Genomic DNA, 22,747 nt, shown 5'->3' with positions numbered 1-22,747 from the left:
GATGACTTTCGGGTATGCGGTATTCGGTTAAATTACGCGACTTCGTCGAGCTTCTTGCCGGCCAGCGCGGCATGCACGCTGCGGTCCATGCGGCGCGCCGCGAACTCTTCGGTGCCGTGCGCCAGCGCGTCGACCGCCGCCTTGATGGCGAGGTGGTCGCTGCCTTGCGCGGCGGCGGTCACGGCCGCCAGCTGCTGCTCGATGGCGGCGCGCTCCTGCTCGCTCAGCAAGGCGCTGTCGACATTGAGCGCCGACTGTGTCGCCAGCACAATGCGTTCGGCCTCGACCTGCTCTTCGCGCAGCGCGCGGCGCTGCATGTCCTCGTCGGCCGAGCTGAAGGATTCCTGCAGCATGCGCGCGATCTCGTCGTCGGCCAGGCCGTAGGACGGCTTGACGCTGATCGACGCTTCCACGCCCGAGGTGATTTCGCGCGCCGACACCGCCAACAGGCCGTCGGCATCGACCTGGTAGGTCACGCGGATGCGCGCCGCGCCGGCCGCCATCGGCGGGATGCCGCGCAGCTCGAAGCGCGCCAGCGAACGGCAGTCAGCCACCAGTTCGCGCTCGCCCTGCACCACGTGGATCGCCATCGCGGTCTGGCCATCCTTGAAGGTGGTGAACTCCTGCGCGCGCGCGCAGGGGATGGTGGAGTTGCGCGGGATGACCTTCTCGGCCAGGCCGCCCATGGTCTCGATGCCCAGCGACAGCGGGATCACGTCCAGCAGCAGCCAGTCGTCGCCCGGCGCGCGGTTGCCGGCCAACAGGTTGGCCTGCACCGCCGCGCCCAGCGCCACCACCTTGTCGGGGTCGATGTTGGACAGCGGGTTGGTCTTGAAGAACTCGCCCACCGCGCGGCGAATGGTCGGCATGCGGGTGGCGCCGCCGACCAGCACCACGCCGTCGACGTCTTCCACGCTCAGGCCGGCGTCGCGCAATGCCTTGCGCATCGGCGTGATGGTCTTGGCCACCAGATGCTGGGTCATCTCCGCGAATTGATCGGCGGTGATCGACAGGTGCACCTGCTCGCCCGACTTCAGCGCGGCGTCGATATGCACTTCGGCCTTGGTCGAGAGCAGTTCCTTGACTTCGCGCGCCTTGACCATCAGCAGCCGCGTATCTTCATCCGACAGCGGCTGCAGTTGCGCCTCCTGGCTGATCCAGCAGAACAGGCGATGGTCGAAGTCGTCGCCGCCCAGGGCCGAGTCGCCGCCGGTGGCCAGCACTTCGAACACGCCGCGGGTCAGCTTGAGGATGGAGATGTCGAAGGTGCCGCCGCCCAGGTCGTAGACGGCGAAGATGCCTTCGGAATTGTTGTCCAGGCCGTAGGCGATGGCGGCGGCGGTCGGCTCGTTCAACAGGCGCAGCACGTTGATGCCGGCCAGTTGCGCGGCGTCCTTGGTGGCCTGGCGCTGGGCGTCGTCGAAATACGCCGGCACGGTGATCACGGCGCCGACCAGGTCGTCGCCGAGCGCGTCTTCGGCGGTCTGGCGCAGCGTCGCCAGGATCTGCGCCGAGATTTCCACCGGGCTCTTCACGCCGGCCACGGTCTTGATCTGCACCATGCCCGGCGCATCCTGGAAGTCGTAGGGCATGTTCTCGGCGTGGGCGATGTCTTTCAGGCCGCGGCCCATGAAACGCTTGACCGAGACGATGGTGTTGCGCGGATCGGTGGTCTGCGCGGCTTGCGCCTTGTAACCGATGTTGGCGTGGCCGTTGGGCAGGTAGCGCACCACCGAGGGCAGCAGCACGCGGCCTTCGTCGTCGGCCAGTACTTCGGGAATGCTGTTGCGCACGGTAGCCACCAGCGAATTGGTGGTGCCCAGGTCGATGCCCACCGCCAGGCGTCGCTGGTGCGGCGCGGTGGACATGCCCGGTTCTGAAATCTGGAGTAAGGCCATAAGGGTTGGATCGGTTCGTTATTCAGGTAAAGCCATCCGGATGCCGAGGCCGATGAAGGCGCAGCCTGCGAGGCGGTTCAGATGGACGGAAGCGGAAGCGCGGCGGCGGAAGTAAGCGCCCACTGCGCCGGAAAACAGCGCAATGGCGCTGAAGATGACAAAGGCCTGGGCGATGAACACCAGCGCCAGCAGCAGCATCTGCAGCGGCACGCGGCCGGCTTCGGCATGCACGAACTGCGGCAGGAAGGCGATGAAGAACAGCGTGACCTTGGGGTTGAGCATGTTGGCCAGCACGCTTTGCCAGTAGATGCGCTTGAGCGGCACGCCCGGCGCGCCCTCTTCCGAGGCCAGCGCGATGCCGGCCGAGGCCGAGCGCAGCGTGCGGTAACCGAGGTAGGCCAGGTAGGCCGCGCCCGCGTATTGTAGCGCGTGGTAGGCCGGCGGATACGCCTTGATCACGGCGGCGAAACCCAGCACCGCCAGCAAGGTATGGAAAATCAGCCCGGAAGAGAACCCGGCCGCCGCCACCAGCCCGGCCTTCTTTCCTTGCGCGATGCCGCGCGTGAGCACGTAGATGTTGTCCGGCCCCGGCGCCAGGGTCAGCGTCATGGCGGCCAGCAGGAACAGGAAGATATCGGGCATGTCGTCTCCGCTCTTTGGCCTCAGCCTTCGATCAGGGCGAATGCGTCGCCGATCTCGCCGCCGAACTTGTCGAGGAACATCAACTGGCGCACCAGTTGCGCGGCCTGGGTGTAGTCGCCTGCATCCAGCAGCTTTTCGATGCGCGCCACCTCGGCCTTCTTTTCGGCCGTCAGCTCGCTGTTGAGCCGCTCCAGCGCGTCGATGTCCTTGCCGGCCTTGGCATCGTCCAGGGTCTCGCGCCATTCCATCTGCTGCATCAGGAAGGCCGGCGCCATCGAAGTGTTCGATTCGGTCTGTAAATCCACGCCGTTGAGTTCGCACAGGTAGCGCGCGCGGCGCAGCGGGCTTTTCAGGGTCTGGTAGGCCTCGTTGGCGCGGATGGCCCATTGCATCGCCACGCGCTTCTCGGCGTCGCTGGCGTGCGCGAACTTGTCCGGATGCGCCCGGCCCTGCACCTGGTGGTACGCCTGCTCCAGCGCCTTGATGTCGACGGCGAAGCGCTGCGGTAACTGGAACAGGTCGAAATGGTTTTGCATGGCTGAAAAATAAAAAGCCTGTCGGACTTCAACAGGCTTGGCTCATCAACGACTGCGAGGAATGCCGCCCGACGCGAAGACGGGCATCAGATGCGGAAGCTTTCGCCGCAGCCGCATTCGTCCTTCACGTTCGGGTTCTGGAATTTGAAGCCTTCGTTCAAACCTTCGCGGGCGAAGTCCAGCTCGGTGCCGTCAATGTAGGGCAGGCTCTTGGGATCGACGAAAACGCGGATGCCGTGCGATTCGAACACGGCGTCTTCCGCCACCTGCTCGTCCACATATTCCAGCTTGTACGCCAAACCGGAACAGCCGGTGGTGCGCACGCCCAGGCGCAGGCCGATGCCTTTGCCGCGGCGCTCCATGTACCGGCTGATGTGTTTTGCTGCCTTCTCTGTCAATGTGATTGCCATGATGCCTGCCTTGCTGCTGTCAAAGATGCTCCCAATGCCCAAGACCCCGTCCTGAGCAAGTCCTGCCTCAGGCCGCGGCTTTCTGTTCGACGCCGTGCTTGGCCTTGTAGTCCTGCACGGCGGCCTTGATCGCGTCTTCGGCCAGGATCGAGCAGTGGATCTTCACCGGCGGCAATGCCAGCTCTTCGGCGATCTGGGTGTTCTTGATCGACAGCGCCTGGTCCAGCGTCTTGCCCTTGACCCATTCGGTCACCAGCGACGACGAAGCGATCGCCGAGCCGCAGCCGTAGGTCTTGAACTTGGCGTCCTGGATCACGCCGTCGGCGCCCACCTTGATCTGCAGCTTCATCACGTCGCCGCAGGCCGGCGCGCCAACCATGCCGGTGCCAACCGTTTCGTCGCCCTTTTCAAAGGCGCCGACGTTGCGCGGGTTCTCGTAGTGGTCGAGTACTTTTTCGGAATAAGACATGTTGTTGCTCCTTGAAGATGTTTCCACCGCAACCAGTTTCCAACTCCTGATGCATGCTGGCGGCGGCTGGCAGAATCCTGGTTTAGTGGGCCGCCCACTGGATCGTGGAGAGGTCGATGCCGTCCTTGTACATGTCCCACAGCGGGGACAGTTCACGCAGCTTGCCGACCTTGCTCTTGATCAGGTTGACGGTGAAATCGATATCTTCCTCGGTGGTGAAACGGCCGATGGTGAAACGGATGGAGCTGTGCGCCAGTTCGTCGCTGCGGCCCAGTGCGCGCAGCACGTATGACGGCTCCAGGCTGGCCGAGGTGCAGGCCGAACCGGACGACACCGCAATATCCTTGATCGCCATGATCAGCGATTCGCCTTCGACGTAGTTGAAGCTCACGTTCAGGTTGTGCGGCACGCGGTGTTCCATGTCGCCATTGATATAGGTTTCCTCGATTTCCTGCAGGCCGCGGGCCAGGCGGTCGCGCAGCGCGCGGATGCGTTGCAGCTCGCTGTCCATCTCTTCGCGGGCGATGCGGAAGGCTTCGCCCATGCCGACGATCTGGTGCGTGGCCAGCGTGCCCGAGCGCAGGCCGCGCTCATGGCCGCCGCCGTGGATCTGCGCTTCGATGCGCACGCGCGGCTTGCGGCGCACGTACAGCGCGCCGATGCCCTTGGGGCCGTAGGTCTTGTGCGCCGAGAAGCTCATCAGGTCGACCTTCCAGTTTTCCAGGTCGATCTTGACCTTGCCGGTCGCCTGCGCGGCGTCGCAATGGAAGATGATGCCCTTGGAGCGGCAGAATTCGCCGATTTCCGGAACCGGCTGGATCACGCCGATCTCGTTGTTGACCAGCATGACCGAGACCAGGATGGTGTCGGGCCGCACGGCGGCGGCGATCTGCTCGACCGTCACCAGGCCGTTGTCCTGCGGCTGCAGGTAGGTCGCCTCGAAGCCCTGGCGCTCCAGCTCGCGGAAGGTATCCAGCACGGCCTTGTGCTCGGTCTTGATGGTGATGAGGTGCTTGCCCTTGGTCTTGTAGAACTGCGCCGCGCCCTTGATCGCCAGGTTGTTGCTCTCGGTGGCGCCGGAGGTCCAGATGATTTCGCGCGAGTCGGCATTGACCAGTTTGGCCACTTCCTCACGCGCCTCTTCCACCGCTTTTTCGGCCGACCAGCCGTACATGTGGCTGCGCGAAGCCGGATTGCCGAACTGCTCGCGCAGGTAGGGAATCATCTTGTCGGCCACGCGCGGATCGACCGGCGTGGTCGCCGAGTAGTCCATGTAGATCGGGAAGTGGGGAGCCTTGATGGTCTCCAACAGGCTCTTTTCCAAAGGTGCGTTCATGAGTTAAAGCTCCAAATCAGGCTGCGGCTTGCGGGCGGTGCATCACCACCACGCTTTGCTTTTCGGCGGAGCGGGGCTCCGCCAACTTGTGTTCCTTCTGCTGGTCGACCAGGTCCTGCAAGGACACCGAGTCCAGGTATTCGACCATCTTCTCGTTCAGGGTCGACCACAGGTCGTGCGTCATGCAGCGCGGGCCGCCCGGATGGGTGGCGCTGTGGCAATTTTCCTTGCCGCCGCACTGCGTCGCATCCAGGGGCTCGTCCACCGCGATGATGATGTCGGCGACCGACACCTCGGCGGCCTTGCGGGCTAGGTTGTAGCCGCCGCCGGGACCGCGCACCGACTCCACGATCTGGTGGCGGCGCAACTTGCCGAACAGTTGCTCCAGATATGATAAGGAAATTTCCTGTCGCTCGCTGATGGCGGACAACGTGACCGGGCCGTTGCCCTGGCGCAAGGCCAGGTCAATCATCGCGGTCACGGCAAAACGGCCTTTGGTGGTCAGACGCATGAAATTCCTGCTCCAGAAACGAATTGAATCCCGGTTCCCTGAATTCCCGAATATTTGAGTCAAGTATATCAAACCCGAGTAATCCTGTCAGGTACTAATTGCTGCCGGGAAGCCGGTTGGCAAGGGCGGGAAAAGCCCCAAACATGCGAATGCCCGCCAAGTTCAGGCTTCCGGCCGGCATTCTCCCGTTATCGGGCATTAACGATCTGGTAAGATGTCCCAACTCTTTTTTCATCTGGCGCCAGCAGAACTGGCAAGCCTGCAACAACGGCCCAGCCAGACATCCCCCACCGGCATTTCAACGATAACGACATGGATGCAAGCGATACCCCCAACCCGCTGCTGCGCCCGCGCCGCAAGACCCAGAGCCTGTCGCAGGAAGTGGTCGCCGCGCTCTCGCAGATGATGGAAAACGGCAGCCTCAAGCCGGGAGACAAGCTGCCCACCGAATCCGAAATCATGCAAAGCCAGGGCGTATCGCGCACCGTGGTGCGCGAAGCCATCTCGCGCCTGCAGGCCGCCGGCGCGGTCGAGACCCGCCACGGCATCGGCACCTTCGTGCTGGAGCCCAGGAAGGGCTCCAACATCAATATCGACCCGGCCACCATCACCACCATGCGCGACCTGCTGGCGCTGCTGGAGCTGCGCATCAGCCTGGAAACCGAAACCGCCGGCCTGGCGGCGGCGCGCCGCAACGACGAACAACTGCGCGAGATCCGCGCGGCGCTGGACGCCTTCCGCGCCAACCAGTTGTCCGGCGGCGACACCGTCGATCCCGACTTCCGCTTCCACTTCGCCATCGCCAACGCCACCGGCAACCGTTACTTCATCGAGATCATCAGCCACCTCGGCATGGGCGTGATCCCGCGCAAGCGCATCAACACCGCCGAACTGGCGCACGACCAGCAAGCCAGCTACCTCGACCGGGTACAACGCGAACACGAAGACATCTACGAAGCAATCGCCCGCGGCGATACCGAAGCGGCGCGCGCAGCCATGCGCAACCACCTGACCAATAGCCGTGAGCGCCTGCGCCGCGCGCAAATGGAAGCCGAATCCGGCGCCGCCGGCTCCCCCGCCGCCTGACCGCCCCGGCCGCATGGCCGTTTCCTCCACGGCAACACCCGAAAGCCAGCACCTAAAAAATGCTGGCTTTCTTAAAATCCATGTTATACGATGACTGATATCCTATTTGGATACGTACCGACAACCAGAACAAGCAGCACCTCCATCCAATTCTTCATGCTTAACGGCGTAGCGAAATCATGTACACACCCCAAGACCTGAAAACGATCCTCTCCTCCGGCCTGCTGTCGTTCCCGCTGACCGACTTCGACGAGCAAGGCGACTTCCGTCCGAAGACCTACATCGAGCGCCTGGAATGGCTGGCCCCCTACGGCGCCAGCGCCCTGTTCGCCGCCGGCGGCACCGGCGAATTCTTCTCGCTGGTGCCGGGCGAGTACAGCGACATCATCCGCACCGCGGTCGAGACCTGCCGCGGCAAGGTGCCCATCATCGCCGGCGCGGGCGGCTCCACCCGCGCCGCCATCGCCTACGCCCAGGAAGCCGAACGCCTGGGCGCGCACGGCATCCTGCTGATGCCGCATTACCTGACCGAAGCCAGCCAGGACGGCATCGCCGCCCACGTCGAAGCGGTCTGCAAATCGGTCAAGTTCGGTGTCATCATCTACAACCGCGCGGTCTGCAAGCTCAACGCCGAGACCCTGCAAAAGCTGGCCGACCGTTGCCCCAACCTGATCGGCTTCAAGGACGGCGTCGGCGAGATCGAACCGATGGTGGCGATCCGCCGCAAGCTGGGTGACCGCTTCACCTACCTGGGCGGGCTGCCGACCGCGGAAGTCTATGCCGCCGCCTACAAGGCGCTGGGCGTGCCGGTGTACTCGTCGGCGGTGTTCAACTTCATCCCCAAGACCGCCGTGGAGTTCTACCAGGCCATCGCCAGGGACGACCACGCCACCGTCGGCCGCCTGATCGACGAGTTCTTCCTGCCCTACCTGGCGATCCGCAACCGCAAGGCCGGCTACGCCGTCTCCATCGTCAAGGCCGGCGCCCGCATCGCAGGCCACGATGCCGGCCCGGTGCGCACTCCGCTGACCGACTGCACGCCGGAAGAACACGAAGAACTGGCCGCGCTGATCAAGAAGCTCGGCCCGCAATAAACCAGCTATCGCAACACCAGCCCGCCAGGCCCGGAGACAGGGCCTGGCGGCGCTGTTCCATTTGGACAAGAAGATCATGCATATCCGCCAAATCGAAGGCATGCGCGTCGCCATCGCATGCGACACCGGCAAAGACCCGTCGGCCCCCGGCAACCCCTGGAGCCGCATGGAAACCTTGCTGGTCAAGGTCACCACCGACGACGGCATGGTCGGCTGGGGCGAAGCCTTCGGCCACAAGCTCAATCCCGTCACCATGACGGCGCTGTCGCAACTGGTCGCGCCGGCGCTGATCGGCAAACCGGCCGATGCCGCCGCCACCTTGCTGCAAGCCCAGCAGGACTTGCACGGCTTCGGACGCACCGGCCCGGTACTCTACGCCCTCTCCGCCATCGACATCGCCCTGTGGGATATCGCCGCCCAGCGCGCCGGCCAGCCTCTGCGCGCCTTGATGGGCAACCACCGCAATGTGATCGAACGCTACGCCAGCCTGGTCAGCTACGACAACCACCCGGCCGAAGTAGCGCGCCACGCGTGCCGCGTCCACGCCATGGGCTACCGCAAGATCAAGCTGCACGAAACCACCCTGCCCGCCTTCCTCGCCGCGCGCGAAGCCTTGCCGCCGGAGGTGGACCTGATGCTGGATGTGAACTGCCCCTGGTCGCTGGCCGAAGCCGGCGAGGTGGCGCGCCAGCTCAAGGGCAGAAACATCGCCTGGCTGGAAGAACCGATCTGGCCGCCCGAGGACGTCGACTCGCTGGCGCGCGTGCGGGCGCTGGGCGACGTTCCCATCGCGGCCGGTGAAAACGTGATGGGCTTGGAAGGTTTCCGGCGCCTGTTCGAAGCCGGCGCCATCGATTACGCCCAGCCCAGCGTCACCAAGATCGGCGGCATCACGGCCATGCGGGAAGTCATCGCGCTGTCGCGGCAGTTCCCGGTCAAGGTGATGCCGCACTGCTTCTACTACGGCCCCGGGCTGATGGCTACCGCGCAGATCGTCGCCACCCTGCCGGCAGACATCCACCTCGAAGTGCCGTTCGTGCATTTCGAACAGCGCTTGCATCCGTATCTCGACTTCAGCACACCCGAGATGCGTCTGCCCGACATCCCGGGCCTGGGCTTCGCGCCCGACCTGGCGCTGCTGGCGACCAACACGGTCGACAGCTTCCGGCTCGGCCAATAACGTCCGGGCAGCCCCGTGCGCCCTAGCGCACGGCAGTATCTTCATTAAAAAAACAACATCGCACCTTGGAGAAGACCACCATGAAATACCCCTATCGCTGGAACGTCGCCGCGCTGCTGTTCTTCGCCGGCATGCTCAACTATCTCGACCGCGCCGCCCTGGCCGTGGCCGCGCCGCTGCTCAAGACCGAACTGCAGCTAGATGCCGCCCAGATGGGCATCCTCTTCAGCAGCTTTTTCGTCGGCTATGCCGGCTTTTGCTTCATCGGCGGCTATGCCTCCGACCGCTTCGGTCCCAAACGCGTCTTCACCTTCGCCGCCGGTTTCTGGTCGCTGTTTTGCGGCGCCACCGCGGTAGTCACCAGCTTTGCCCAGCTGATCGTCTTCCGCATCTTCTTCGGCATCGGCGAAGGCCCGATGGGGTCGACCACCAACAAGACCATCAACAACTGGTTCCCGCGCAAGGAAGCCGGCACCGTGGTCGGCATCACCAATGCCGGCCAGCCGCTCGGCGGCGCCCTGGCGGCGCCCGTGGTCGGGCTGATCTCGCTGGCCTTCGGCTGGCGCGTATCCTTCGTGGTGATTGCGCTACTGGGCCTGGCGTGGCTGCTGGCCTGGCAACTAATCTTCCGCGACGACCCGCTGCAACACCCCAAGGTCGGCGCCAGTGAACGCGAAGTCATCGCCGAGAGCCGCAAGTTCGTCGCCACCACCAGCGACATCAACGACCGCGGCATGCTGCATTACATCAAGTCGCCCCAGGTGCTGGCTATCGCGACGGCTTTCTTCTGCTACAACTACGTCCTGTATTTCTTCCTGTCGTGGTTCCCCAGCTATCTCACCGATTACCAGCACCTGCCGGTCAAGGAAATGAGCATCATCGGCATCATCCCCTGGCTGGGCGGCGCCATCGGCATGATCCTCGGCGGCGTGATCTCGGACCGCATCTTCCGCCGCACCAAAAATGGCCTGTTCGCCCGCAAGAGCGTCCTGATCGCGGCACTGGGCATCGCCGCGCTGTGCGTGGTGCTATCGACCCAGACCACCTCGATGGCGGCGGCCGTGGCCCTGATCGCAGTGGCCAACCTGTTCTTGCTGATGGCGCCCCAGGCTTGCTGGGTGCTGATCCAGGAAATCGTGCCGCCCTCGCGGGTGGGCGGCACCGGCGGCTTCGTGCACTTGCTGGCGAACCTGTCGGGCATCGTCGGCCCGGCGCTGACCGGATTCATCATCCAGTACGGCGGCGGCTACCATGCGGCCTTTTTGCTGGCCGGCGGCATTGCCGCGCTGGGCATGCTGGTGGTGATCGTCGTCATCCGCAACCGCGCCACGCCGGCCCCGGCGGTACTCACGGCCTGAGCGATTGCCGGCGCAAGCGGTAACCGATTACCGCTTGCCAAAACAAAAAAACCTTCGTCTCGCAACGAAGGTTTTTTTATGGGCATACCCGCCATCCCGGCCGGATCAGAACTCTTCCCAATCCTGGCTATCGTCCCTGGCGCGGCTGCTGCCGCCTGCCGGCTGCGGTGCGGCCCCGGACAGCTTGGGGGCGCTGGTCGGCGCCGCTTTTCCTGGCGCCGGGGCCGATGGCGCAGCCGGCGTTGCTGCTGGCGCCGCCGCCGGGACGCTCTTGGCTGCGACCTTGGCCGCAGGCGCCGGGCGCACCGGCACGGCCTGGTGGTTGGCATCGATCTTGAAGATGCTCACCGCCCCCACCAGGTTGGTCGCCTGCGACTGCAGCGATTGCGCGGCGGCGGCGGCCTGCTCCACCAGCGCGGCATTCTGCTGGGTCACCTCGTCCATCTGCGCAATGGCCTGGTTGACCTGCTCGATGCCGGTACTTTGCTCACGGCTGGCCTCGGCGATCTCGCCGACGATGTCGGTCACGCGCCGCACGCTGTCGACCACATCGCTCATGGTCATGCCGGCCTGCTCCACCAGTTGGCTGCCGGCGTCCACCTTGGACACCGAATTGTCGATCAGGGTCTTGATCTCCTTGGCCGCCGCTGCCGAGCGCTGCGCCAGCGAACGCACTTCCGAGGCCACCACCGCGAAGCCGCGCCCCTGTTCACCGGCGCGGGCCGCTTCCACCGCCGCGTTCAACGCCAGGATATTGGTCTGGAATGCGATGCCGTCGATCACGCTGATGATGTCGACGATCTTGCGCGAAGATGCATTGATGGCCTGCATGGTATCGACCACCTGCGCCACCACTTCGCCGCCGCGGCTGGCGGTGGTCGAAGCCGAATGCGCCATCTGGTTGGCCTGCATGGCGTTCTCGGCATTCTGGCGCACGGTGCCGGTGAGTTGCTCCATCGATGCGGCAGTTTCTTCCAGCGAGCTGGCCTGCTGTTCGGTGCGCGAAGACAAATCCAGATTGCCGGCCGCGATTTCCCTGGCGCTGGTATCGATGCTCTCCGAACTGCTGCGCACGCGCGAGACGGTATTGAGCAGGCTTTGCTGCATGCTGCGGATCGCCGAGAACAGGCGGCCGATTTCATTGCTGCTATGGACATCCACCCTGGCGGTGAGGTCGCCGTTGGCAACCTGGTCGAGCAGGTGCACTGCGCGATTGAGCGGCGTGAGCACGATGTTGCGCAACATGAAATGCACCGCCAGCACCAGCGCCAGCGCGCCGGCCAGGCCCACCGCCACCAGCCACAGCACCAGCTTGTATTCCTTGTCGCGCTGGTCGGCGGTCTGGTCGTTCAATTGCATCGCCAGCGCCTGGTACTTCTCCAGCGCCGCCGAGAAGCGGCCGCCGCCCGGATTGATCTGCTTGTCGTTGAGTTCGAAATAGCCGGCGGCGTCGTCCGCCCTGAGCAAGTCGCCGGCTTTCTTCAACAGATCCGACAAGGTCTTGGCCGAGTCGATCAGTTCCGCCTTGAGCGCCGGATCCTGGCCCGGCAGGTCAGGCAACCTGGCAAAGTCATCCATGGTTTTTAAGCCGCGTTCATACGTGGCCTGCGCACTCTTGAAAGCCGACTCCCTGACGCTGGCCTCGTTCTTTTCCTTCAGGTTGGCGTAGGCGCGCGTCAACGCCGAACGCGTGCGCGTGGTGTCCTTATAGGCATCGTTGACGAGCAAGGTGCGCTCGGCAATCAGATGCACGAACTCGGTCGCCTGGTTGGCCCGGCCCAAGGCAAAGATGCCGACGCCGGCGCCCACCACGATCATGCATGAAAACAACGCCAGCGCGCCCATCAGGCTGAAGCGAACCGTTACATTCCGCATTCCCACTCTCCACTTAATTTTTTGGCAACAAGATTGATCAAGGACCTGGCAGCAGAAGATATCGCAAGCCCCCGTCCCCCAATATCACGGTCAACTGGTGAAAACGCCCTTGTTTCCCCATTAGGCGCGTTATGCCGCGGGCGAACGTCCCCCGCATCGATTTTGCAATGCGGATTCGCGCCCCGACCTGTCCTGGATCAAAGCGCATGCAGATAGCCCGCAAAGAGTTGCAACCGCAACCGGAGGATGGCTCAGGGCAGGTCGATGATTTCGACCCAGTTCGGATTGCGCCCCAGCGTATAGCGGAACAAGGGCGTCAGCGCGCCGCTGGCGCGGTCGATGGCGTAGCTGGTCAGCGCGTTGGACTTCTGCCCCACCGCCAGCAGGAAGCGCCCTTGCGGGTCGATGTTGAAACCGCGCGGCTGGGTTTCGGTCGGGAGGTTGGCCAGGCGCGTCAGTTTGCCGCTGGCGGCATCGACGCCATAGCTGGTCAGCGTGCTGGAGGTGCGTTCGCTGGCGTAGAGGAAACGGCCGTCGGGCGTGAGGTGGAGGTCGGCCGTGGCCAGTTGCTCGCTGCTCTTGAAACCGTCGGGCAAGGCCGAGTCGGTCGCCGCCAGCTTGAGCGTGCCGGCCTTGGCATCGTAGGCGTAAGTGTTGACGGTGCCGTCCAGCTCGTTGGTGGAATAGACGAAACGCTTGTCGTTGGCGAACACGAAATGGCGCGGGCCGGCGCCAGCTTTGGTGGCCACCGCTGGCGGGTCGTTCGGCGCCACCTTGCCGGTGGCGGCATCGAAGCGGAACTGCAGGATCACATCGCTGCCGAGATTGGAGGCGAACAGGAACCGGTTGTCGGGATCGACCTGGGCCGAATGCGCATTCTTGCCGGTCGGGATCACCGCCAGCGCCGGCGCCTGCACCGCGCCATCGGCGCCGATGGCGTTGACCGAGATCTTGTGGCCGGTGTACGAAGCCGCGAACAGGAACTTGCCGCTCCTGTCGGTGGCGATATTGGCCATGTTGTCGGCCAGCGGCGCCGTGGCCAGCGCCTTGAGCTTGCCGCTGGCCTGGTCGATCGCATAGCTGGTCACCGAATACGGCTGCCCGCGCAACGAAGCGTACAGGAAGCGATGGTTCGGGCTGATCGCCAGCGGCATCACGGTGCTGCCAGTGGCGACCTTGTCGACCAGGTTGAGGCTGCCGTCGGCGTTGAGCTGCAGCACGTAGATGTCCTGGCTGTCGGCGTTGGCAACGTAGGCGATGGTTGCCGCGCCGGCCTGGGCGGCCGCCAGCGTCAGGGCCGACGCCGCAAGGGCGGCGGCAAGGCGGCGGGATGTGCTGGATGTGGATGAGGCGTGCTTGGACATGGCGTCTCCTTCAAGGATGCTTGTTGTTGGCGTACGCAAACCTCTGCGCGCAATGGCCGCGCATGGCTTGCTGCTTTCTTCTCTGCTGCTGGAACGGATAATAAAAAAGGATCCGCAAGCGGATCCCTTTTCTGGCACATCAAGTCACCGGCGCCGGATTGAACAGGGTCAGCGCATTGTGCAGCTTCCATTGCTCGGCCCAGGTCTTCTTGCCGCTGGCCACGTCCAGCATCAGCTGGAACAGCTCCCAGCCGACGTCTTCGATGCTGGCCTCGCCGCTGGCGATGCGGCCGGCATTGACATCCATCAGGTCATGCCAGCGGCGCGCCAGGTCGTTGCGGGTGGCGACCTTGATCACCGGCACCGCGGCCAGGCCGTAAGGCGTGCCGCGGCCGGTAGTGAAGATGTGCAGGTTCATGCCGGCGGCCAGCTGCAGCGTGCCGCAGATGAAGTCCGAGGCCGGCGTGGCGGCGTAGATCAGGCCCTTCTGGCGCAACTTGTCGCCCGGCGCCAGCACGCCCGAGATCGGGCTGCTGCCGGACTTGACGATCGAACCCATGGCCTTCTCGACGATGTTGGCCAGGCCGCCCTTCTTGTTGCCGGGCGTGGTGTTGGCGCTGCGGTCGACGCCGCCTTGCTTCAGGTAATTGTCGTACCAGTCCATCTCGCGGATCATGGCCTGCGCCACTTCCTCGTTGACGGCGCGCGAGGTCAGCTGGTCGATGCCGTCGCGCACTTCGGTCACTTCCGAGAACATCACCGCGGCGCCGGCGCGCACCAGCAGGTCGGTGGCGAAACCCACGGCCGGGTTGGCAGTCACGCCGGAGAAGGCATCGCTGCCGCCGCACTGCACGCCGACCACCAGGTCGGAGGCCGGACAGGTTTCGCGGCGGCGCTTGTCCAGCTCGGCCAGGCGCGCCTCGGCCATGCGCATGATGGAATCGATCATGGAGTGGAAGCCGACGTGTTCCGCATCCTGCAGGCAGACCACGTAGGGTTCGCCTTCCTTGTGGATCGGGATCATGTTTTCCGGCAGCAGGCGGTTGGGCTGCAGCTTTTCGCAACCGAGGCTGACCACCATGGCCTGGCCGCCGAAGTTGGGGTTGAGGCTGATGTTGCGCAGCGTGCGGATCGGAATGCCGGCATTGGGCGCGTCGATGGCCACGCCGCAGCCGTAGGTATGCTCCAGCGCCACCACGTCTTCCACGTTCGGATACTTGGGCAGCAGTTCGGCGCGGATGCGCTTGACCGCATGCTCGACCACGCCGGCCACGCACTGGACGGTGGTGGTGATGGCCAGCAGGTTGCGCGTGCCGACCGAACCGTCGGCGTTGCGGTAGCCCTCGAAGGTATAGCCTTCCAGCGGCGGCTGCGGCGCCGGCTTTCTGGTGGCGATGGGCAGGTTGTCCAGCTCGCGCGCCGGCGGCATGCGCACCAGCGATTCCTCGATCCAGCTGCCTTTGGGGATGTCGCGCACGGCGTAGCCGATGGCCACGTCGTAGCGCACAATGGGCTCGCCCTGCTTCAAGTCGCGCAGCGCGATCTTGTGGCCTTGCGGCACGCGATCGACCAGGGTCAGGCCGTCGGGGAACACGGTGCCGGCCGGCAAGCCGCCGTCGTTGACGACGATGGCGACGTTGTCGGTGTCGTTCATCATGATGTAACGCGGGCTGGCGGCGGCGCTGGCGATGGTATCGGTGCTCATGCTGTTTTCCATTAAAACGAAAAAGGCGGCCCGGCTTTGCAGGGGCCGCCGATATTGCGGATCAGGCGTCTTTCAGTTCAACGCGCTTGATTTCCTTGACGATGACAAGGTAGCTGATCACGGTGATCAGGGCATTGACGCCGACAAACACCAGCGCGCCGGCAAAGGAACCGGTTTCCTTGACGATGTAGCCGATCACGATCGGGGTGGTGATGCCGGCCACGTTGCCGAACATGTTGAACAGGCCGCCCGACAGGCCGACGATCTGCTTGGGCGCGGTGTCGGCCACCACGGCCCAGCCCAGCGCGCCCACGCCCTTGCCGAAGAAGGCCAGCGCCATGATGCCCACCACCATCCACTGCGCATCCACGTAGTTGCACAGGATCATGGTCATCGACAGCAGCATGCCGCCGACGATGGGAATCTTGCGCGCCCAGGTCACCGAGAAGCCGCGCTTGATCAGGCGGTCCGAGATGAGGCCGCCGACCACGCCGCCAATGAAACCGCACACCGCCGGGATCGATGCCACGAAACCGGCCTTGAGGATCGACATGCCGCGTTCCTGCACCAGGTACACCGGGAACCAGGTCAGGAAGAAATAGGTGATCACGTTGATGCAATACTGTCCGATATATACGCCCAGCAGCATGCGGTTCGACAGCAGTTGCTTGATGTACCCACGGCCTTTGGTCGAGGGCGCCGCCACCTTCCGGTTATCCATGTCGACCAGGCCGCCGCCCTGCTCGATATGCGCGAGCTCGGCCTGGTTGATCATCGGATGGTCCTTGGGGCTGTAGATGATCCTGCTCCAGATCCCCGCCAGCACCAGGCCGAAAATGCCCATCACGGTAAACACATGGTGCCAGCTGAACGCATGGACGATCCACGCCATCAGCGGCGTAAACAGCACCGCCGCGAAATACTGCGCGGAATTGAAGATGGCCGAAGCGGTGCCGCGCTCATTGGTCGGAAACCAGGCGGCGACGATGCGGCCGTTGGCCGGGAACGACGGCGACTCCGCCAGCCCCACCATGAAGCGCAGCAGGAACAGCGACACCACGGCCGCGGCCGTGCCCATCCAGGTCACCCCCGCCTGCAGGATGGTGAAGACCGACCACAGGGCGATGCTCCACATGTAGATCTTCTTGGAACCGAAACGGTCCAGCAGCCACCCGCCCGGCAATTGCGCCAGCACGTAAGCCCAGCTGAAGGCTGAAAAGATGTAGCCCATGGTCACCGGGTCCAGGCTCAGCTCGGTCTTCATCGCCGAACCGGCGATCGACAACGTGGCGCGGTCGGCATAGTTGACCGTGGTCACGATGAACAGCATGAACAGAATCAGATAACGGACATGGCTGGCCTTGACCGCTCCCGCGGCAGCCGCCGTGATATTGCTTTGCGCCACTTTTTTCTCCAGATCTCGTCTCGCCTTCAAGGATTCGCTGCCAAGGCTCCGCGGCTGTCCCATGCATGCGGCGCCGGATCATGCCGGGCAACCATGACTGGGAAAACGGACGAGGATGGGCGGGCGTCTCTCTTTAGCGTTTTGTTTTAATGAAGGAATATTAATTGTTATAAGACATCGTACAACAATTGGAGCGAGTATATCAGGAGTCCATGCTTTGGCAATAGGCTTGTGGGGACACCCTCGAAAAATGATCGAATGGCCCGATTCGCTTGCTGGAAAGGCTCTGCAGCGTTCCACCCCAGCCTTTCCCCAAGGGCATTGAAGCACCAGGATGCATGCGTGGCAAACCGCGTAGCCATCCGTAAAACAACGCTTGGCCAGGTATGCCTCCGAAGTTGTATGACAAGATCTATACATGGCCATCCGCATCTCCAGTTGGAGACATGCGCACTGCGCGATACCCCGGCAGGCAATAATCAGGCTCATCATCACCGGGATCAGGAAACCGAAGGTGCCCAGCAGGTTCACCGCGAGCACGCCCTGGCGGAAAGCGGTAGCGTCATCCTGCATGCGCGCCCGGCGTCGGTCAGCGCCATGCCGAACTGCGCCTCGAACTCCTGGATGCGCCGCCGCCAGCCGCACGCCGGGCTGGTATCATGCGCGCATTCTTATATCCGCCAAACCGCAACACGACATGAACAGCTCTCCTTCCCTGCAGCCGCCCGCAGCGCGCGGCGCTTCCGCCTGGCTCAAACCCGCCCTGTTCCTGCTGGTGGCAGCAGTCGGCCTGTACTACGTCAAGTGGTCGCCTTACTACCTGAAGTCCTTCATCGCCGCCGACAAGCACAGCATCGGCAGCTCCATCCTGGCCAATGCGCCGGCGTCGCCATGGGCGGCGGCGCTGGAATATGCCGGCGTGTATTTCCTGGCGATCTGGAAGGCGGCCGTGCTGGGCGTGCTGCTGGGGTCGCTGGTGCAGGTGCTGGTTCCGCGCGACTGGCTGTTGCGCATGTTCGGCCGCGCCGGCCTGGGCTCGGTTCTGCGCGGCGGCCTGTTCGCGCTACCGGGCATGATGTGCAGCTGCTGCGCCGCGCCGGTGGTGGCCGGCATGCGCCGCCAGCAAGTGTCGGTGGGCGCCGCGCTGGCGTTCTGGATCGCCAACCCGGTGTTGAATCCGGCCACGCTGGTGTTCATGGGCTTCGTGCTGGGCTGGGATTTCGCCGCGCTGCGGCTGGTCGCTGGGCTGCTGCTGGTGGTGGGGGTATCGCTGGTCGCGCAACGCATTTCGCAACCGGAAGCGTTGCCGCAGGCAGCGCTGGAAGCGGTAGCGCAGGCAGATGCATCCGAACCGCGCGGCTTCCTGGCGCGCTGGGCGCAAAAGCTGTGGCAGCTGTTCTGGAGCACCGTGCCGGTCTACATCGTCGCCGTGCTGGCGCTGGGCGCGGCGCGCGTCTGGCTGTTTCCGCAGGTGGACGCGGCGATGGGCAACAGCCTGCTGTGGATTGTCGCGCTGGCGGTGATCGGCACGCTGTTCGTGATCCCTACCGCGGCCGAGATTCCCATCGTGCAATCGATGCTGGCGCTGGGCCTGGGCGTCGGCCCGGCGGTGGCGCTGCTGCTGACGCTGCCCAGCATCAGCCTGCCTTCGCTGCTGATGCTGCGCAAGTCGTTCACGCCCAAGGTATTGGTGACGGTGGCGCTGCTGACCATGCTGGTCGGCGTGGCCAGCGGCCTGGTCGGGATGCTCGTCCTTTAAATCCCTTACATCCTTTAAGGACGGTAGCGGCGCAGGAAATCCACCACTTCGGACTGGTTTCCTGCGAACAGCAGGCGCGAGCGCCTGGACTCCCTCTGGTAGTCGTACATCGGATCGTAGTACTCGCTCAGCAGGCTGCCGATCCAGGCGCGGTGCAGGTCGATCGCGCCATCCTTCTCCTGGCGCGCAAGCGCGTCCTCCATCAGTTGGCGCAAGCGCCGATAGCGCTCGTCGCCGAGACGCCTGGACAGCTTGCCCAGCGCCGTCAGCAGATGCTCGCGGTAGCGCGCAAAACCGTTCTCCGCATCCAGCCCAGCATATTCGGCGCTCAGTCCGCTGACATAGTCGCGCAGGATGCGCTCGATACGCCCCTCGCGGCTGTCTTCCAGCCACACCAGGGGGAATTTCTGCATGCCCTGGTGCAGCGACAGCGGCAAGGCGCAGGTGCCGATCAGGCGGCTCTCGTCTTCCAGCGCGAACCAGGCGTGGCCGCGCGCCTGCTGCTTGATCAGCGCAATCGCAAGGCGATGCTCGAAGTCGATCGGCGACGGCTGGGCGGTGGCATGCTTGCCGAAGCTGGAACCGCGATGATTGGCGTAGGCCTCCAGGTCCAGCGCGTTGTCCAGCTGGGCCAGCACGTCGGTCTTGCCGCAGCCGGTCATGCCGCCGACCACCACGAAACCGGCGCTGGCTACCGCCTGCTCTACCGCCTCCATCAGGAAATGGCGCATCGCCTTGTAGCCGCCGGCCACGCGCGGATAGGCGATGCCGGCCTCGGACTTCAGCCATTGCTGGGTGATGCCCGAACGCAGGCCGCCACGAAAGCAATACAGGCAGCCCTCGGGATGGGCGCGCGCGAAGTCGGCCCAGGCCTGGATGCGCGCTTCCTTGACGGCGCCGCTGACCAGCTCGTGCCCCAGCTTGATGGCGGCCTCCTGACCCTGCTCCTTGTAGCAGATGCCGACCGCCTGGCGTTCGTCGTCGTTCATCAGCGGCAGGTTGGCCGCCGTCGGAAAGGCGCCCTTGCCGAACTCGACCGGGGCCCGCGCGTCCAGCATCGGCGTGTCGCCGGTGAACAGGGCGCGGCTGGGCTGGATATCTTCCATCAGACGACCTCGACCGCGTAACGCTGTCGCTCCACCAGCTCGCCGATTGGCGCCAGCTCCAGGCCCAGCGCGGCGGCGGCCAGGAATTCGGGATTGGCGTCGGGCTTGACCGCCACCAGCAAACCGCCGCTGGTCTGCGGATCGCACAGGAGGTTCTTCTGGGTTTCGCCGATGGGGCCGATCTTGGCGCCATAGCTGTCGTAGTTGCGGCCGGTGCCACCCGGCACGCAGCCTTCGGCCAGGTAATGCGCCACGCCCGGCAAGCTTGGCACGCGCGCGTAGCTGATGCGGGCCGACACGCCGCTGCCCTCGCACATCTCGACCAGGTGGCCGAGCAGGCCGAAGCCGGTGACGTCGGTCATCGCCGCCACCCCGGGCAACTTGCCGAAGCGGCTGCCTGCCTTGTTCAGCACGCACATCCAGTCGCGCGCCGCGCCCACGTCTTCGGCGCGCAGCTTGCCCTTCTTCTCTGCGGTGGTGAGGATGCCGATGCCCAGCGGCTTGGTCAGGTACAGCAGGCAGCCGGCGCTGGCGGTGTCGTTGCGTTTCATGTGGCGCTTGTCGACCACGCCGGTCACGGCCAGGCCGAAGATCGGTTCAGGCGCATCGATGGAATGGCCGCCCGCCAGCGGGATGCCGGCAGCGTCGCAGGCGGCGCGGCCGCCGCGCACCACTTCGCGCGCCACTTCCGGCGCCAGCACGTTGACCGGCCAGCCAAGGATGGCGATGGCCATCAGCGGGTCGCCGCCCATGGCGTAGATGTCGCTGATGGCATTGGTGGCGGCGATGCGCCCGAAGTCGAACGGATCGTCGACGATGGGCATGAAGAAATCGGTGGTGGAGACCACGCCGCGTTCGTCGTCCAATGCATAGACGGCCGCGTCATCGCGCGAGGCGTTGCCGACCCACAGCTTGGGATCGAGATTCTGCGCGCCGCTGCCGGCGAGGATGACTTCCAGCACCTGCGGCGAGATCTTGCAGCCGCATCCGGCGCCGTGGCTGTACTGAGTGAGGCGGATGGGGTCACCCATGGCAATGTCCTGAAAGGTCGGGGGGATGCCGATTCTAGCAGCGTTTGCGGGTGCGGGCAGGCGCCGCGCATGGATGCGAACCGTGCCCCAAGCACACGCCAACTGCGGGATCATTGAATGTCGTCCCGTCGGGACGAAAAACAAAAAGCCCCGCAAGACGATGGTCTTGCGGGGCTTCGAATTTCGTGGCTCCCCGACCTGGACTCGAACCAGGGACCTGCGGATTAACAGTCCGTCGCTCTACCGACTGAGCTATCAGGGAACAGCTGAGGGCGCGATTATGAACGAATTTTTCTTTCGCCGCCAGAGTGTGCGGAAGAAATTTTTTACATCATTCGACAATCGCCGCTGCGCTGAAGCCGGGGGCTTCACCCATGCGCAACCGATGACTTCATCCCGCCCGGAAACCTCGCGCTCCGGATGGCGGATGAATTGAAAAAGCCCCGCAGAAGACTGCGAGGCTTTTGAATTTTTTGGCTCCCCGACCTGGACTCGAACCAGGGACCTGCGGATTAACAGTCCGTCGCTCTACCGACTGAGCTATCAGGGAACAGCTGAGAAAAAGATTATGACCGGATTTTCACTTCCTGTCAAAAACTTTTTTCAGCCGGGCCGCTGTTTCCCTATGAAACCGGGGCAGCGGCGCCGGCAATTCCTTGTCTCAAGCCCTTGCCTGCCGAACGGCTTAGAGCACCTTGGCGATGGCGTCAGCCACCGCGTCGATGTTCTTGGTGTTGAGCGCGGCCACGCAGATGCGGCCGGTGTCGACGGCGTAGATCGAGAACTCGTTGCGCAGACGATCCACTTGCGCCTTGGTCAGGCCCGAGTACGAGAACATGCCGCGTTGCTTGATGACGAAGTCGAAGTCATGGGCCGGGGCCTTTTCCTTCAGCTTGGCCACCAGCAGCTGACGCATTTCACGGATACGCACGCGCATTTCGGACAGTTCGTCTTCCCACAGCTTGCGCAGTTCGGGCGAGGCCAGCGCGGTGGCCACGACCTGGCCGCCGTGGATCGGCGGGTTGGAGTAGTTGGTGCGCACCACGCGCTTCAATTGCGACAGCACGCGGGCCGCCTCTTCGGCGCTGGCCGCGGCGATCGACAGCGCGCCAACGCGCTCGCCGTACAACGAGAACGACTTCGAGAACGAGTTGGAGACGAACAGCGGGCCGCCGGCTTCGGCGAAGCGGCGCACCACCTTGCCGTCTTCTTCGATGCCGTCGCCGAAGCCCTGGTAGGCCATGTCCAGGAACGGCACCAGGCCGCGCGAAGTCACGACTTCGATGACCTGGGTCCACTGGTCGGCGGTCAGGTCGGCGCCGGTCGGGTTGTGGCAGCAGGCGTGCAGCAGCACGACCGAGCCGGACTTCATGGTCTTGAGGGCATCCAGCATGCCGGCGAAGTTCACGCCGCGGGTGGCGGCGTCATAGTAAGGATAGGCATTGACCTTGAAGCCGGCCATTTCGAACAGCGCGCGGTGGTTTTCCCAGCTCGGGTCGCTGATCCAGATTTCGGTGCCGGCCGGCGAGAAATGCTTCAGGAAGTCGGCGCCCAGCTTCAGCGCGCCGGTGCCGCCCAGGGCTTGCACGGTGATCGCACGCTTTTCCGTCACCACGGCGCTGCCGGCGCCGAACACCAGTTCCTGCACGGCGCGGTCATACGTCGCCAGGCCGTCGATCGGCAGGTAGGTACGCGGGGCCAGCTTGGCCGCCAGTTCCGCTTCCGCCTTCTTCACGCATTCCAGCAGCGGCACCTTGCCGTTGTCGTCGTAGTAGACGCCCACGCCCAGGTTGGTCTTGGCCGGGTTCTTGTCGGCGTTGTAGGCTTCGGTGACGCCCAGGATGGGGTCGCGCGGCGCCATTTCGATGGCGGAAAACAGGGAGGCGGAGACAGGTGCGTTCATCGTGATAACATGAAAAGTTAGCTGCAACGGAGCGCTGCAGGAGTGGATGGGTGCATGGCCGAGCTTGCCAGCCCTGCAC

19 protein-coding genes and 2 tRNA genes are annotated in these 22,747 nt (G+C 64.4%); 5 read left to right on the top strand and 16 right to left on the bottom strand.

The annotated features are described in order from the left end of the window. Nucleotides 1-32: 32 nt before the first annotated feature. The 7 genes from hscA to iscR all read right to left on the bottom strand — a co-directional run bounded on the left by hscA (nt 33) and on the right by iscR (nt 5,802). On the bottom strand, nt 33-1,898 hold the full coding sequence (hscA, locus tag FB598_RS04375; RefSeq protein ID WP_141913151.1) for a Fe-S protein assembly chaperone HscA: 1,866 nt from the start codon (nt 1,896-1,898) through the stop codon (nt 33-35). An 18-nt stretch (nt 1,899-1,916) separates the two neighbouring features. Then, complete coding sequence (locus FB598_RS04370) at nt 1,917-2,540, bottom strand: LysE family translocator (protein WP_141913150.1); 624 nt, start codon at nt 2,538-2,540, stop codon at nt 1,917-1,919. 20 nt (nt 2,541-2,560) lie between these two features. Continuing rightward, nucleotides 2,561-3,076 (bottom strand): Fe-S protein assembly co-chaperone HscB, encoded by a 516-nt coding sequence (gene hscB, locus FB598_RS04365; RefSeq protein ID WP_141913149.1) that lies wholly within the window; start codon nt 3,074-3,076, stop codon nt 2,561-2,563. A gap of 86 nt (nt 3,077-3,162) precedes the next feature. Beyond that, nucleotides 3,163-3,486, bottom strand: coding sequence for an iron-sulfur cluster assembly protein IscA (gene iscA, locus FB598_RS04360; protein WP_141913148.1), 324 nt, complete (start codon nt 3,484-3,486; stop codon nt 3,163-3,165). A gap of 67 nt (nt 3,487-3,553) precedes the next feature. After that, complete coding sequence (gene iscU / locus FB598_RS04355; protein ID WP_141913147.1) at nt 3,554-3,955, bottom strand: Fe-S cluster assembly scaffold IscU; 402 nt, start codon at nt 3,953-3,955, stop codon at nt 3,554-3,556. A gap of 82 nt (nt 3,956-4,037) precedes the next feature. Continuing rightward, on the bottom strand, nt 4,038-5,291 hold the full coding sequence (locus FB598_RS04350; RefSeq protein WP_141913146.1) for an IscS subfamily cysteine desulfurase: 1,254 nt from the start codon (nt 5,289-5,291) through the stop codon (nt 4,038-4,040). 16 nt (nt 5,292-5,307) lie between these two features. Beyond that, nucleotides 5,308-5,802: a Fe-S cluster assembly transcriptional regulator IscR gene (gene iscR, locus FB598_RS04345; RefSeq protein ID WP_141913145.1), complete on the bottom strand. Its 495-nt coding sequence runs from the start codon at nt 5,800-5,802 to the stop codon at nt 5,308-5,310. A gap of 312 nt (nt 5,803-6,114) precedes the next feature. Between iscR and FB598_RS04340 the strand changes: the two genes are divergently transcribed. The 4 genes from FB598_RS04340 (at nt 6,115) to FB598_RS04325 (ending at nt 10,520) form a co-directional block, all read left to right on the top strand. Next, nucleotides 6,115-6,888 carry a FadR/GntR family transcriptional regulator gene (locus tag FB598_RS04340; RefSeq protein ID WP_141913144.1) on the top strand — a complete coding sequence of 258 codons (774 nt, stop codon included), beginning with the start codon at nt 6,115-6,117 and terminating at the stop codon, nt 6,886-6,888. A 179-nt stretch (nt 6,889-7,067) separates the two neighbouring features. Beyond that, nucleotides 7,068-7,982, top strand: a complete 915-nt coding sequence (kdgD, locus tag FB598_RS04335; RefSeq protein ID WP_141913143.1) for a 5-dehydro-4-deoxyglucarate dehydratase — start codon at nt 7,068-7,070, stop codon at nt 7,980-7,982. A 76-nt stretch (nt 7,983-8,058) separates the two neighbouring features. Beyond that, nucleotides 8,059-9,162, top strand: coding sequence for a mandelate racemase/muconate lactonizing enzyme family protein (locus FB598_RS04330; RefSeq protein ID WP_141913142.1), 1,104 nt, complete (start codon nt 8,059-8,061; stop codon nt 9,160-9,162). 80 nt (nt 9,163-9,242) lie between these two features. Next, on the top strand, nt 9,243-10,520 hold the full coding sequence (locus FB598_RS04325; RefSeq protein WP_141913141.1) for an MFS transporter: 1,278 nt from the start codon (nt 9,243-9,245) through the stop codon (nt 10,518-10,520). A gap of 105 nt (nt 10,521-10,625) precedes the next feature. Here the strand turns inward: FB598_RS04325 and FB598_RS04320 are convergent, their stop codons facing one another. The 4 genes from FB598_RS04320 to FB598_RS04305 form a co-directional block, all read right to left on the bottom strand. After that, nucleotides 10,626-12,395 carry a methyl-accepting chemotaxis protein gene (locus FB598_RS04320; protein ID WP_141913140.1) on the bottom strand — a complete coding sequence of 590 codons (1,770 nt, stop codon included), beginning with the start codon at nt 12,393-12,395 and terminating at the stop codon, nt 10,626-10,628. A 251-nt stretch (nt 12,396-12,646) separates the two neighbouring features. Continuing rightward, complete coding sequence (locus FB598_RS04315) at nt 12,647-13,759, bottom strand: beta-propeller fold lactonase family protein (protein WP_141913139.1); 1,113 nt, start codon at nt 13,757-13,759, stop codon at nt 12,647-12,649. Nucleotides 13,760-13,898: 139 nt separating this feature from the next. Then, on the bottom strand, nt 13,899-15,464 hold the full coding sequence (gene garD / locus FB598_RS04310) for a galactarate dehydratase (RefSeq protein WP_141913138.1): 1,566 nt from the start codon (nt 15,462-15,464) through the stop codon (nt 13,899-13,901). 61 nt (nt 15,465-15,525) lie between these two features. Continuing rightward, nucleotides 15,526-16,869, bottom strand: a complete 1,344-nt coding sequence (locus FB598_RS04305; protein ID WP_141913137.1) for an MFS transporter — start codon at nt 16,867-16,869, stop codon at nt 15,526-15,528. 697 nt (nt 16,870-17,566) lie between these two features. Here FB598_RS04305 and FB598_RS04300 point away from each other — a divergent pair. Further along, a complete protein-coding gene (locus FB598_RS04300; RefSeq protein WP_141913136.1) occupies nt 17,567-18,628 on the top strand; it encodes a permease in 1,062 nt (353 codons plus the stop codon). A 14-nt stretch (nt 18,629-18,642) separates the two neighbouring features. Here FB598_RS04300 and mnmH read toward each other — a convergent pair whose 3' ends face one another. The 5 genes from mnmH to FB598_RS04275 form a co-directional block, all read right to left on the bottom strand. Next, nucleotides 18,643-19,734: a tRNA 2-selenouridine(34) synthase MnmH gene (gene mnmH / locus FB598_RS04295; protein ID WP_141913135.1), complete on the bottom strand. Its 1,092-nt coding sequence runs from the start codon at nt 19,732-19,734 to the stop codon at nt 18,643-18,645. Continuing rightward, complete coding sequence (gene selD / locus FB598_RS04290; protein WP_141913134.1) at nt 19,734-20,765, bottom strand: selenide, water dikinase SelD; 1,032 nt, start codon at nt 20,763-20,765, stop codon at nt 19,734-19,736. The genes mnmH and selD overlap by 1 nt, the downstream gene beginning before the upstream one ends. A 186-nt stretch (nt 20,766-20,951) precedes the next feature. Beyond that, nucleotides 20,952-21,027: transfer RNA gene (locus tag FB598_RS04285), tRNA-Asn, on the bottom strand. A 212-nt stretch (nt 21,028-21,239) separates the two neighbouring features. Then, nucleotides 21,240-21,315 (bottom strand) — tRNA-Asn (locus tag FB598_RS04280). 135 nt (nt 21,316-21,450) lie between these two features. Then, on the bottom strand, nt 21,451-22,668 hold the full coding sequence (locus tag FB598_RS04275; RefSeq protein ID WP_141913133.1) for an amino acid aminotransferase: 1,218 nt from the start codon (nt 22,666-22,668) through the stop codon (nt 21,451-21,453). Between the last annotated feature and the right edge of the window lie 79 nt (nt 22,669-22,747).

The sequence above is a fragment of the Herbaspirillum sp. SJZ106 genome, assembly GCF_006715495.1.
Taxonomy (GTDB): Bacteria; Pseudomonadota; Gammaproteobacteria; order Burkholderiales; family Burkholderiaceae_D; genus Herbaspirillum.
This window is presented reverse-complemented; position numbering and strand designations above follow the sequence as displayed.